Consider the following 13,577-nt stretch of genomic DNA (forward strand, 5'->3'; position numbering starts at 1 on the left):
CCAAACCTCCACCTCTTGCTTAGCCAGTTATACCTGTACGGTGCCATAATCGTTGTGGTTCGACATTGTAACCCAATTCCCTCTATTATTCAAACCCTTCACTGGTCTCAGCCCGGTCATCGGCCGGAATCCAACAGAGAAATCGCCTTGCCTTAAGCGGACTGGACGCAATGGTGAGGGCTTGCAGCAGGGATACTCCGTCCTCAGCCATCTGTGTGTCGAGCCTATCCATCTTAGACGCCAATAAGCCGGACGCTATCCCCTTCAGGGGGCAGCGTCCGGCTTAATTTTAACCTGTCTGTGTTAGACCGCAGCGATAAAATGCTCCATATCCTCTTGTACACTGGTAATGCCGCTAATGCCGAAGGTGTCTACCAGCACTTTGGCTACATTCGGAGAGAGGAAGGCCGGCAGTGTCGGGCCAAGATGAATATTCTTGACACCGAGATGCAGCAGGGCCAGCAGCACAATGACCGCTTTTTGCTCGTACCAGGCAATATTGTAGGCAATCGGCAGATCATTGATGTCCTCCAGTCCGAATACCTCCTTGAGCTTCAGCGCAATCACGACTAGGGAATAGGAGTCGTTGCATTGTCCGGCATCCAGTACGCGGGGAATCCCGCCGACCTCCCCAAGCGCCAGCTTGTTGTATTTATACTTCGCACAACCCGCCGTCAGAATAACGGTATCTCCCGGCAGCTCAGCGGCAAATTCCGTGTAGTAATTCCGGCTCTTCATCCGGCCGTCGCAGCCTGCCATCACAAAGAACTGCTTGATTGCGCCGCTCTGCACAGCCTCTACCACCTGATCGGCCACATTCATTACCGCAGCATGGGCGAAGCCGCCAACAATTTCTCCGGTTTCAATTTCAGTTGGTGCCTCGCAACTCTTGGCCTGCTCGATGATTGCAGAGAAATCCTTCTCCCCGTTCTCACCGGCCGCAATATGCTGTACCCCAGGGAAACCCGTATGGCCGGTGGTGTACAGACGGTGAATATAGCTGTCCTTAGGAGGTACAATGCAGTTCGTAGTCATCAGAATCGGACCGTTAAAGCTCGCAAATTCCTCATTTTGCTTCCACCAGGCGTTGCCGTAATTGCCTACGAAATGGCTGTATTTTTTGAATGCAGGATAATAGTGGGCCGGCAGCATCTCGCTGTGTGTATACACATCCACTCCGGTTCCTTCCGTCTGCTTGAGCAGCGAATCCATATCCTTCAGGTCATGCCCGCTGATCAGAATCCCCGGACGGGTTCCCACACCGATGTTCACTTTGGTAATTTCCGGGTTGCCGTATGTCGATGTATTCGCCCGGTCCAGCAGCGCCATGACCTCTACACCCAGCTTCCCGCATTCCAGCACCAGCGCAGTCAGTTCGTCGCCGCTGAGCGTGTCATCCAGCACTGCCGCCAAACCTTTTTCCATAAAAGCCTGAGCATTAGGCTCATAATAGCCCAGTACCGCCGCATGCTCCATATAAGCCGCCATCCCTTTGAGTCCGTAGGTCAGCAGCTCGCGCAGCGAACGGATATCCTCATGTTCTGTGGCAAGAACACCTACTTCCTGTGCTTTTAGCTGCAGCTCCTCATCTGTACCGGCAGTCCAGAGGGCTGCATCATGACCGGACAGGGCAGCCTCTGCCCCTGCGGAGTTCAGCCGGTTTCTCCACTGGTCACGAAGTGCAAGTCCTTCTCTAATGCGTGTTGTGAAATGCTCCGGGGTGAAGTTTGCATTGGTAATGGTCGCGAACATGCTTCCGGTTATAAACTTCTCTGTGGCCGGATCAGTGATGCCAAGCTCGCGGCCCCGCTGTGCAAAGATTGAAATGCCTTTCAGCGTATACAGCAGCAGATCCTGGAGATTCGCCACCTCGCTGGTTTTACCGCAGACTCCCTGGATGGTGCAGCCTGATCCCTTCGCCGCCTCCTGACATTGAAAACAGAACATTTCGCTCATTTCCCGTTCACTCCTTATGGGTTCTTGGATACTGGACAGGACATTCCTCGTCCCGCCTTTACAGTTACCAGTAATTGTAGTAGACTTTCGTCGAACAATCGGTAACGGATGTTACCGAATATTTAAATTCTGGAGGAAATCTATGAAACCTGACCCTGCCGTGCTGCAGGCCTGTCTGCTGTTTCGGGGACGGTCTGTGGAAGAGATTGAATCTCTGCTGCACAAGATGATCTACACTGTCAGCGAGTTTCCGAGAAAAACAGTAATCCTCGCTGAAGGCGACAAGGCCGACCGCCTCGGTATCGTGCTCTCGGGACGGGTGGAAGTGCAGAAGAACCATCCCACGGGCAGCGGTGTAACCATTGCCCATCTGAATCAAGGCCAGACCATTGGCGAAGCCGTGCTGTTCCGCAGAAACAACAGTGTTCCCGCAACGGTTACCGCCTCTGATCCCTGCACCGTCATGTTCATTGGCAAGCAGGAGCTGCTGCGGATGTTTACGGCAGATACAGACCTGTTGACCCGTTTCATTGAGAATCTGTCCGAGCGGCTGGTGCTGGTCAACCGGAAAATTGAAATACTCTCAGCCGGACCGCTGCGGCGGCGCATTGTCGATTTTCTGCTGGAGCAGGCGGAGCTGCAGTCCTCCGCTACTGTCCGGCTTCCTTTCAGCAGAAAGGAATGGGCCGAGCATTTGAATACGGCACGGCCTTCGCTTTCCCGTGAAATGGGAATTCTGCGCGACCAGGGCTGGATTCTTTTCAAGGGGAGGGAAATCACCCTTCTGGACATGGATCAGATGAAGGATTACATTCACAGTGTCGAAGCTGATTCCGGGGGCAAGAGCTGAAGCAGATGACTAATTATGGAGGAAGGGTCGAGGATGCTCGAAGCAACGTCGCAGAACGTAGAACAAATGTTGGGGGACACCTGTGAATTTTTCCACACCGGAGCTACAAGGGCTGTTGCCTTCCGGCTGGAGCAGCTGCGGAAGCTGAAGAATGCCATCAAACGCTACGAAACACGGATTATTGCCGCTCTGAATAAGGACCTGCACAAAAGCGAATTCGAAGCCTATGCTACGGAGATCGGCTTCACGCTCGACAGCATCGGGTACATGATGAAGCACCTGAAACGCTGGGCAAAGCCCGTCAAAGTAAAGTCCCCGCTGCATATGTTCCCGGCCAAAAGCCTGATTCTCAGCGAGCCCTACGGGACCGTGCTGATTATCGGACCTTTCAATTATCCGTTCCAGCTGCTGATTGAGCCGCTGATCGGCGCTATCGCCGCCGGGAATTGCGCTGTGCTGAAGCCTTCGGAGAGTACTCCCGCTGTCTCGGGAGTTATAGAAGACATGATCCGGGAGACGTTCGAACCGGCTTATATCCGGGTAGTCCAAGGCGAGAAAGAGATGACCACTCAGCTGATCCAGGCCAAGTTCGATTATATTTTCTTTACGGGAAGTGTCCCTGTCGGCAAAATCGTGATGGAAGCCGCCGCCAAAAATCTGGTCCCGGTCACGCTGGAGCTCGGCGGTAAAAGCCCGGTCATCGTCGATAAGACGGCCGATCTGGAGGCGGCGGCCAAGCGGATCGTCTGGGGAAAGCTGATCAATGTGGGGCAGACCTGCATCGCCCCGGATTACATGCTGGTCCACCACAGCGTCGCAGCCGAGCTGATCCGCCGGATCAAACATTATATTACTGTTTTTTACGGCAGCGATATTCAGCGCAGCCCGGATTACGGCCGGATCGTCAATGAACGGCAGCTGCAGCGGATTCGCGGAATGTTGGAGAAGGACCAGGCTAAGATTGTTCTGGGCGGCAAGGTTTTGCCCGAAGATCTGTACATTGAGCCCACCTTGATCCACCCGGCTGCCTGGAGCGACGCCTCCATGGCGGATGAGATCTTTGGACCTGTCCTGCCCATTATGGAATACAGCCGCCTGGAAGAGGCCATTCAATCGGTGAATGAACACCCCAAACCGCTGGCGCTCTACTTATTCACAGAGGATAAGCAGGTGGAGCGCGAGGTGCTTGGGCGCGTTTCGTTCGGCGGCGGCTGCGTAAATGATACCATCACCCACGTAGCCAGCAGCCACCTGCCGTTCGGCGGCGTCGGCGGCTCCGGGATTGGCGGGTATCACGGCGAGCACAGCTTTGATGTTTTCTCCCACCGGAAAAGCATCGTAAAGCGGAGCACCCGAATCGACTTCGGCATTGTCTATCCGCCTTATGGCAATAAAGTCAAGCTGGCGCGGAAGCTGCTGAAGTAGCAGCGGTTAGGATTCAGGAACACAAACATAACGTAAAATAGGATCAGATGGATAGGAGAGGGTTCTGTGGCGGAACGAAAACAAGTGTTTACAGGCTCACCGTGGGAGTCAACCGTGGGATACTGCCGGGCCATCCGTGTTGGCGACCGGATTGAGGTAGCAGGAACGACAGCGATGAAGGACGGCGTAGTTTTTGGCAAAGGCAACCCTTATGAGCAAACCCGGTTTATTCTGCAGGTCATTGAGAAGGCGCTTGGGGAACTGGGTGCAGGCCTGGAGAATGTTATAAGAACAAGAATGTTCGTCACGGACATTTCCAAATGGGAGGAATTCGGAAAGGCCCATGGAGAGTTTTTCAAGGATATCCAGCCTGTTGCGACAATGGTTGAGGTAAAAGCGCTGATCGCCCCCGACCTGCTCATTGAAATCGAAGTAGAGGCTATCGCACCGTAAACCTGTTCCTGCATTTCCGCCGTTGTTGCGGAGCAAACACGCCTGCGGCGTTCTAACAACGGCGTTTCTGCCGTTGTTGCGGAGCAAACCGGCCTGCGGTGCTCTAACAACGGCATTTCTGCCGTTGTTGCGGAGCAAACCGGCCTACGGTGCTCTAACAACGGCATTTCTGCCGTTGTTTCGCCAGCGCTCTGTATGCGCTGGAATCAGAGGTACTTTTACCTCTCATCTGGCTCAACGAACCACTTCTGGCCTAATCAGAGATATTTTTACCTCTCATTTCACCCTGCGGGCCTACTTCTAGCCTAATCAGAGGTATTTATACCTTTCATTTCACCCTGCGGGCCTACTTCTGGCCAATTCAGAGGTATTTTTACCTCTCATTTCACCCCTTCGGCCTACTTCCGGCCTAATCAGAGGTATTTTTACCTCTCATTTCGCCAATAGCCCAAACTAAACTCCAGCTCAGCCCGCCGGTCTGCCGGAAATCCAGCCGGCTACCTCTTTTTCCGGGATCGGTCTGCTAATGAAGTAGCCTTGAATCTTGTCGCAGCTTGTCCGCTCCAAAAAGGCAAGCTGTTCCTGCGTCTCTACACCTTCGGCGGTTACATTCAGCCCCATGTCATGGCCAATCGTCACAATGGAGCTGGCCAGCGACATGTTGTTCGGTGTATCAATACTGTCGATAAAGGATTTATCGATCTTCAGCGTGGTAATTGGCAGCTGCTTCAGATAGCTTAGCGAAGAGTAACCTGTCCCGAAGTCGTCAAGCGCAATGCCGATTCCTCTCTGCTTAAGGGGCTCCAGCTTGGAACTGACCGCCTCGAAGGATTCCATAAAGATCGACTCTGTAATCTCCAATTCCAGGTACTCCGGTGCAAGTCCGGTATCCCCCAGTACAGTCAGCACCATATCCGTGAAGTCATCAAGCATCAATTGGACCACTGAAATATTAACCGAAATGTGATAGCCCTCGTATCCCTGTGCCTGCAATTCCCTCATGAAACGGCAGGCCTTGCGCAGCACCCATTCCCCAATCGGAACAATCAGGCGGCAATCCTCGGCGATGGTGATAAACGACAGCGGAGACACAAAGCCAAGCACCGGACTGTTCCAGCGGATCAGGGCCTCAAAACCCCATATCCGGCCTGAGCCGGTATCCACCAGCGGCTGGTATTGCAGCGACAATTCATTGTTCGCAATCGCATTCCTTAGATGATGTTCAACAATCATCCGTTCATCAAAATGCTGCTGCATCTCTTCTCCATAGACGACATAGGTGCCTTTACCTGCCTCCTTCGCCTTATACATCGCAATATCAGCATTCTTCAGCAGTTCCTCGGCATTCGTCCCATTCTCCGGATAACTGGAAATTCCGATACTAATCGAGATATGTACACTGCTGGCATTAAGCTCAAACGGCTCACTGAAGCCCTGAACCAGAGACTCCGCATAGTAAATTACCTCAGCATATCCTTCCACATCCTTAATCAAAATGACAAACTCATCCCCTCCAAAACGGAAATGCCTGCACCGCCCGTCTGACAATTTCAGCAGCCGTTCACCAGCCTTCACCAGCAGTTCATCGCCGAACGTATGGCCCATCGTGTCATTAATATATTTGAAGTTATCGATATCCAGGAAAAAGAGTGCGGCCTGCCCGCCCGGATGCTCTTCAATAAAATCCGTCAGCTCCTCGGACAGCGACAGCCGGTTCGGCAGACCGCTGAGAACGTCGTTATAGGCCAGCAGCCGGTATTTTTCTTCACTGGCCTGCAGCAGCTCCTGATTCTCCACAACCTTCTTATACTGCTCCATAAGCTCATCCTGCAGGGCGGTCAGCTCCTCATAGGTGGACTCCAGCTCCTGGTAGCTCATCTGCAGCTTGCTCTCGTAACCCTTGCGGTCCGTCACGTCCACCATTGATCCCGCAAAACGGATATATCCCCCGCCAGCACTGCGCAGCACCTTGCCCCGGGCTTGAAACCATAAGTATTCCCCCGATTTGCTGCACATCCGGTACTCTGCATAATAATAAGAAGAACGCCCCTCCAGATGCTGTGTGCGCAGCATGTTTTCCTGCTCGGCATCCTCCGGATGAACAATCTCCCTCCACCCGCCATGGCTCTCATTGATCTCACCCCGTTCGTAGCCCAGCAGCTCGTACCAGCTGTCCGAGAAATAGTAGACCATCGAGGACATATCTACATCCCAGATCACCGCATCGGAGCCATAAGCCGCCAGACTGAAGCGCTCATTGCTTATTTCCAGATTGCTTCGCATCCGTTTCACCAGCTGCACATAGAACAATAAAATGAGGATCAAAACCAGCAGAACGGCAAAAGCTGCAATGGTGCCCAGCACCAGCGTCCTATAGGTTTCGTAGAAGGAAAAGGGCTTGTTGATCACCTCGCTGCCTTTGGGCAGCTTGTTCAGGGGAATCCCAAAATGCTGGAGCTCATTATAGTCGAACACATTGCGAATCGTGCTGTCCGTAACGATCGGCAGTCCATCGGCGCGTTCCCCCTGCAAAACACGCAGCGCCAGTCCAGCCGAGGTCTGGCCCTGAATTTTGCCGCTGATCAGGCTTCCGCCAAAGGCCCTGTGGTTAAGGGCAAAATCATATATATGATAGACCGGGACACTGCTTCTTTTTCCCAGCTCGCTTGCGAACCGTTCAAATTCGACAATTCTACCGGTGGAATCGCTAAAGTATGTAGTCATGAGCACAATACTGTCTGATGAGAGACCCGAGACGTTTTGAACAATCTGTTCACTGGAGAGACGGTTCAGCGGGATGAGCTCAAGCCTCTGATTCAGCGAGGCAATCCGGTCCATTACCAGCTTGCCTGTAGAGAGTCCGCTTTCAGAATTGTCGAATACAACATACACTTTGCGGATTGAAGGATTAATTTGCAGTGCCATTTGTATGGTGCGGGTGGGGTCGATCTTTTCCGTCACACCGGTTATATTGCGCTTGTCCGGGATGTTGTCCACCCCCAGTTCATTGACTCCGCTGAATATAATAGGCGCGTCGTCCAGGATTTCCTGCCGGTATTTCAGAGCGAAGCTGAGTGCGGCATCATCCGTGGTGATGATGGCATCCACATGGATGTTATGATATTTGAGCTTAATCGTCTGATACAGTTGCTTGAGGTTCTCCTGGTTAGGATAACGTTTCCAATCCATATACTCCGTATAAATCACCGGGGCATTCTCCGCACCTTTGAGACGTTCTTCAATGCCGTCGCTTTGCTCATCCGTCCATGCAAAGCCCTTCTGGTAGGAGTGGAGCACCAGCACATTCTGCGGAGGCGCACCCTCGGCTTTGACCGTCAACACCGGAAAGAGGAATGCGCTCAGCATAGCAACCAGAAGAAGAGGCATCCGCCAGCTTCGTAACACTTTGAGATCAAATCTCCCTGCGACCATTAGCATACCCCCATGCATCTATCTCAAAGTCTGCCCCACCACTCTTAATAGCGAAAACCTCTTATTTATGGACCAAAAAATATCCGGGGAGTTTCGACAATATATTAATTCGTTGACTGTCTTCCGCTTCCCTCTTTATAGATCGATTTTCACTGAATTATATGGGGAACATCCTTAATCAGACCATCGGTCAACAGGTAAAACCGGCTTTGTGGACAGCTCAGGTCATACGGGATAGAATAAATTTGCAGGAAACGCTTAGACAGGAGAGCTTTATTATGCCTACCATAAAAGACGTAGCACTCAAAGCCGGCGTTTCGGCCACAACAGTATCCAGAGTGCTGAACAACAGGGGTTATTTAAGCGAAGCGCTGAAGCAGAGGGTCTATACCGCGATGGAGGAGCTGAACTACAGGCCCAATGAGCTGGCCCGTTCACTCAGCCGTTCCAGATCCAATATCATTGGACTGATCATCCCCCTTGTCTCGCTTCCCTTTTTCAGTGAATTAACCGGCCATATTGAGGAGCATGCCTACCTGAACGGATACAAGCTGCTGCTCTGCAACTCGCAACAGGACAAAAATAAAGAGCTGGAATATATCGATATGCTGCGTTCCAGTCGGGTCGACGGCATCATTATGGGCAGTCATACGCTGGAGGTTGAAGCCTACCGGCAGATGAACCTGCCCCTGGTCACCTTTGACCGGCAAATCTCCCCGGCTATTCCATATGTCTGTTCGGACAACTATGCCGGAGGACAATTGGCAACCACATTATTAATTGAAAAAGGCTGCCGGAAGCTCGCCCATATCGGCGGCCACCCGGAGCTGAATCTCTTGTCCCATCTCAGATATGAGGGTTTCGCAGATACCGCCCGTAGGGCGGGTATATGGCAGACCTCCCTGCATACGGACAATAACAGCTTCGATGTTCAGGCGTATGAACGGCTGCTGGAGCAGCTGTTCCGGGAACATCCCGGGATTGACGGCATCTTCGCCGGCAGCGATCTGATCGCTGCCTACGCGCTGAAGGCCTGCCGCGAGAGCGGGCGGCGCGTGCCGGCGGATGTGCGGATTATCGGCTATGACGGCACCGCACTGTGCAGCCTGAATCATCCGTCCATCACCACAATCCGGCAGCCAATGGAAGAGATGGGCAGGCTCGCAGTGGAGCTTATCCTGAAGCAGGTGGAAGGCGTCAGCGTCTCCCCTGCTAATATTCTGCCGGTGAAGCTGCAGGAAGGCTCTACGACCTAACGCGCGGAGAGCAGGGGCGACCGGCGGTACGGTCAATGCGTGGTGCTGCGCGTACAGCGGCAGCGCAGGCGGCTATGCACGCGGCAGCGCAGGCAGGCGGCTCTTCGGCAGCAGCCCAGACAGACGGCTATGCACGCGGCGCGGCAGGCGGCTCTTCGGCAGCAGCCCAGGCAGACGGCTATGCGTGCGGCAGTCCTCTACTCCGCTTCCTCCATTCCCTTGCCTTGCAGCTGCTCTTAGGCCCAGCCTAATTGAGAGAGATCTCTGCGCTAACTGCACTTTATACAATTATTCGGAACAAATGAGCTCCAAAATGAGCAATAAGTGTATTTCGCATTATTAAAGATCAGTTTCCCCTCCAAGTCGGCTTTTTCAAAGACAGAATACAATTAAACTAGTACTAAGAAGAAATCCTGCATTTTAGTTGTACAAAATAAAACTACCCCTGACGCAACTGTCATCACGTAAAATCGCCCCCCTATTCCGGGCGTTCAGGCATTCCGGCATTTCTAAATACAATCGAAAGGCAGTGAAGGCGAATGGTACAGACCACAATTTTGGGTCTGCAATCACTCTTGAAGGAGGTTCCTGCGGCGTTCATCTCTATTTCTCCCGAAGAAGCTGCAACGCCGCGTCCGGGAGGCAAATGGTCCAAGCTCCAGCTGCTTGGACATCTGTGCGACTCCGCTATCAACAATATGTCGCGCTTCATCAAGGTGCAGTACGAACCGCAGCCGCTGCGTCTCGCCCTTTATGACCAAAACGAGTGGATGGCCGCCCAGCAGTACGGCAGCGCCGCCCAAGAGGAAGTATTAGCCCTCTGGGTCAGCCTTAACCAGGCCGTTCTGCGGGTCATTTCCAGCCTCACCCGAGACCAGCTTCAACTTGTATTCCTGCAGGAAAGCGGCGAAACTGTCACCCTGCAATGGCTGATTGAGGATTACCTGGAGCACATGAAGCATCATTTGGGGCAGATCTTCCCGGGCGAGTCTCTGCAGTCACTTTGAATCACACGAAGCATCATACGGAACAGTTCCTCTGGACGTAGTCCTAAATGCAAACACCCCGGCTCTCCAGCAATGAAGGAGAGTCGGGGTGTTGTCTTATTGCCGGAGCAGCTCCAGCAGCTTCTCTACGCTCAGCTCCACGGTCCGGGGCAGCAGCAGATCGGCATCGCCCAGCTGCGCCGGGCTTCCGATGCCTACGGCCTTCATGCCCGCCGCCTTAATCGCGGCGATGCCCGCCGCCGCGTCCTCCACGCCGATGCAATTGCCCGGCGTGACCCCAAGCAGCTCCGCCGCCTGCAGGAAAATCTCCGGATCGGGCTTGCCCTTCCGGAGACTGGCCGGGTCGGCGGCCGCCTGGAACCAATGGGCTGCGCCAAGACGCTCCAGAATGACCGGAGCGTTCAGGCTCGCCGAGGCCAGTCCCACCAGGATTCCCCCCTTCCGGAGGGAATCCAGCAGCTCCGGGATCCCCGGCAGCAGATCCGCCGGAGTGATGCGCCCGATCATTTCCCTGTAATGATCGTTCTTCTGCTCCGCCAGCCGCAGCTTCGCGGCTTCCGGGAGGCCGAGGCCGCTGTCCTCCAGCACGATGTCCAGCGACTCCATGCGGCTGACGCCTTTCAGCCGTTCATTCTTCTCCCTGCTGAAGGGTACGCCCAGCTCATCGGCCAGCGCCTGCCAGGCCAGATAGTGATATTCGGCCGTGTCGGTGATCACGCCGTCCAGATCGAAGATCACCGCTTCCAGTCGCTTCGCAAGCGGAACCCGCACCGGCTCCTGCGGAGACAGGCGCAGCGACTCCTCCTTGTGCCGGATCTCAAGACCTTCCCCCTCAAGCAGCGTATACACTGCTGCCTCTCGGCTGACATAGATGTCCAGCAGTTGTCCGCTGTACGTGATTTTGAAGCGGTAGCTCTCCCACTGCTCCGGCAGCGCGGGACTAAAGCATAGTTGTCCGTTATATTGGCGCATTCCGCCGAAGCCGTTCACAATCGACATCCAGGAGCCTGCCATTGCGGCCATGTGCAGCCCGTCCTTGGCGTTGCGGTTGATATCATCCAGATCCATCCGTACCGTACGGTCGAAGTAGGCATAGGCTCCGGCCAAATCGCCGATTTCGGCGGAGACAATACTGTGAATGCACGGCGACAGGGAAGAATCGTGAGTCGTCAGCGGCTCATAATACTGATAATTGCGGATTTTATCGGCCAGGGTGAATTGATCGCCGAGCAGGAACAAGGCCATGACCAGATCGGCCTGCTTCAGCACCTGGTGGCGGTAGATGACCAGCGGGTGATAGTTCAGCAGCAGCGGGTATTTATCGGCCGGAGTCTGCTCGAAATCCCATTTCTGCTTGCTCAGAAATGTATCATCCTGCGCATAAATGCCCAAAGCCTTGTCAAAAGGAATAAACATCTTCTCCGCAGCTTCCAGCCAGCCGTCTGCCTCCTCCGCACTTAGCCCCATCCCATGCTGCAGCCGTGTATAATCACCGGGATATTCGCGGCGGAGCCAGTCCGCCGTCTCATAGGCATACAGTAGCTGATCCCGCACCATAAGGTTCGTATAGGCATTATTGTTCACAATGGCCGTATATTCATCAGGCCCGGTTACGGCGTCAATGCAGAAGGCCCCGCCGCGTGCAGGATTGTAATGGCCAAGGTCCGCCCAGAAGCGCGACGTTTCGAACAGAATTTCCGCACCCTTCGCGGCGAGAAACTCTTCATCACCGGTCGCCTGCACATACTGCTTGATGCCATAGGCAATATCGGCATTGATATGGGCCTGGGCCGTGCCTGCCGGGAAATAGGCCGAGTTCTCGGCACCGTCGATGGTGCGCCACGGATATAGCGCCCCCTTCTGCGACATCACCGCCGCCCGTTCCCGCGCTTTGCCGAGTGTGGCATAACGGAACTCCAGCAGCGCCCGGCTGACTGCAGGCTGGGTGTAGGTAAAGAACGGCAGCATATACATTTCGGTATCCCAGAAATAATGGCCTTCATACCCTTCACCGGTCAGGCCTTTGGCGCCGATATTCGTTACCCCGTCACGGCCGGCAGACTGCAGCAGCTGAAAAGCATTGAAGCGGATTCCCTGCTGCAGCGCCGGGTCACCGGTAATCTCTACATCCGTATGACTCCAGAAAGTATCCAGGTAGGCCTGCTGTTCAGCAGCCAGCCCGGCAAAACCGCATCTTCCCGCCATATCCAGCACAGAGGCGCTCCGGCTAAAGAGCTCCTCCTCGTCATAATCCTTGGAGGTATGATACGTGATATATTTGCTCAGCGTGACGCTCTCTCCGCTGCGGACGGCAGCGGCATAACACACCGAGACCCGCTGCCCGGCCAGCTGGCGTCCCATCTCGCGGCCCGTCTCCGCCTGCAGCGCATGACCCATTGCCGTCACCAGCGCGAACCCGGTATGCCGCGTCCGCTGCTTCATCCACAGAAAGCCGCCGGCACCCTCATCCCCTGTGTCTTCCAGCAGCAGGCTGGGCTCCGTGCTGCCCGCCCCTAACCGGGGATCACCGCTTGCCTCCGGCCGGACGATCTTCCCATCCATGGCGGACTCCAACTTCAACGTGCCGCCGAAGTTCAGCGCCGTTACCCGGTATTCGATGGCGGCAAGATGCTTATGCTGCAAGGCAACCATCCGCCGGATTTGCAGCAGCACCCGGTGGCCCGCAGGCGATTCCCATTCCACTTCACGGTGAAGAATGCCGCTTTTCATATCCAGCCTGCGCTCGTAGCGGTGTACCGTACCACTGTTCAGATGGAAGGCATGGCCCTCAACACTCAGCTCAATGATCCGGGCATCGGTCACATTCAGCATCGCCTGGTTGCGGCCTGGATACCCGTAAGCCCCTTCGGGATACACAATCGGCTCAGAATCAAAGAAACCATTCAGATAGTTCCCCGCAACCGAAGTTCCGGCATGGCCGTGGTAACCTTCCTCGAAATTGCCGCGCATGCCGATATATCCATTGCCCAGTGCGAACACGCTCTCGCTCCTCTGGTTGTGCTCCTCCTTATAGATATCCTCGTCAATACTCCAGTCCCGGTATGGATACAGCGCCGGCGGATGCTCATAGGGCTTCATTTTCATCGCTAAGTCTCCTTCTCATCGCGGACTTCTTCCGGACCGGCCCGCTTCAGCGGTCCAGACCTCCGCTTTATAGATTTGCCGCCCGAACCGGCG

At 54.5% G+C, this 13,577-nt stretch carries 10 protein-coding genes; 7 read left to right on the forward strand and 3 right to left on the reverse strand.

The annotated features are described in order from the left end of the window. Positions 1-303: 303 nt before the first annotated feature. Complete coding sequence (hcp, locus tag PGRAT_RS29515; RefSeq protein WP_025708539.1) at positions 304-1,956, reverse strand: hydroxylamine reductase; 1,653 nt, start codon at positions 1,954-1,956, stop codon at positions 304-306. Between the two features lie 142 nt (positions 1,957-2,098). Between hcp and PGRAT_RS29520 the strand changes: the two genes are divergently transcribed. From PGRAT_RS29520 to PGRAT_RS33835, 4 genes are all read left to right on the forward strand, one after another. Further along, positions 2,099-2,806, forward strand: coding sequence for a Crp/Fnr family transcriptional regulator (locus tag PGRAT_RS29520; protein WP_025708538.1), 708 nt, complete (start codon positions 2,099-2,101; stop codon positions 2,804-2,806). A 33-nt stretch (positions 2,807-2,839) separates the two neighbouring features. Further along, positions 2,840-4,231 (forward strand): aldehyde dehydrogenase, encoded by a 1,392-nt coding sequence (locus PGRAT_RS29525; RefSeq protein WP_042267623.1) that lies wholly within the window; start codon positions 2,840-2,842, stop codon positions 4,229-4,231. A gap of 66 nt (positions 4,232-4,297) precedes the next feature. Then, positions 4,298-4,684 carry a RidA family protein gene (locus PGRAT_RS29530; protein WP_025707920.1) on the forward strand — a complete coding sequence of 129 codons (387 nt, stop codon included), beginning with the start codon at positions 4,298-4,300 and terminating at the stop codon, positions 4,682-4,684. A gap of 22 nt (positions 4,685-4,706) precedes the next feature. Next, positions 4,707-4,988, forward strand: a complete 282-nt coding sequence (locus tag PGRAT_RS33835; RefSeq protein ID WP_167337243.1) for a hypothetical protein — start codon at positions 4,707-4,709, stop codon at positions 4,986-4,988. Positions 4,989-5,149: 161 nt separating this feature from the next. Here PGRAT_RS33835 and PGRAT_RS32010 read toward each other — a convergent pair whose 3' ends face one another. After that, complete coding sequence (locus PGRAT_RS32010; RefSeq protein ID WP_052415746.1) at positions 5,150-8,116, reverse strand: ABC transporter substrate binding protein; 2,967 nt, start codon at positions 8,114-8,116, stop codon at positions 5,150-5,152. Between the two features lie 278 nt (positions 8,117-8,394). On the opposite strand from PGRAT_RS32010, the gene PGRAT_RS29545 reads away from it, so the two are divergent. From PGRAT_RS29545 to PGRAT_RS29555, 3 genes are all read left to right on the forward strand, one after another. Next, on the forward strand, positions 8,395-9,372 hold the full coding sequence (locus tag PGRAT_RS29545) for a LacI family DNA-binding transcriptional regulator (RefSeq protein ID WP_025707918.1): 978 nt from the start codon (positions 8,395-8,397) through the stop codon (positions 9,370-9,372). Between the two features lie 35 nt (positions 9,373-9,407). Next, complete coding sequence (locus PGRAT_RS29550; RefSeq protein WP_025707917.1) at positions 9,408-9,623, forward strand: hypothetical protein; 216 nt, start codon at positions 9,408-9,410, stop codon at positions 9,621-9,623. Positions 9,624-9,911: 288 nt separating this feature from the next. Next, positions 9,912-10,379 (forward strand): DinB family protein, encoded by a 468-nt coding sequence (locus tag PGRAT_RS29555; protein WP_025707916.1) that lies wholly within the window; start codon positions 9,912-9,914, stop codon positions 10,377-10,379. A 96-nt stretch (positions 10,380-10,475) separates the two neighbouring features. Here PGRAT_RS29555 and pgmB read toward each other — a convergent pair whose 3' ends face one another. Further along, entirely contained in the window at positions 10,476-13,484 is a 3,009-nt protein-coding gene (gene pgmB, locus PGRAT_RS29560) for a beta-phosphoglucomutase (protein WP_156124086.1), read from the reverse strand. Between the last annotated feature and the right edge of the window lie 93 nt (positions 13,485-13,577).

Origin of the sequence: Paenibacillus graminis, assembly GCF_000758705.1 — a bacterium.
GTDB lineage: Bacteria > Bacillota > Bacilli > Paenibacillales > Paenibacillaceae > Paenibacillus_AQ > Paenibacillus_AQ graminis.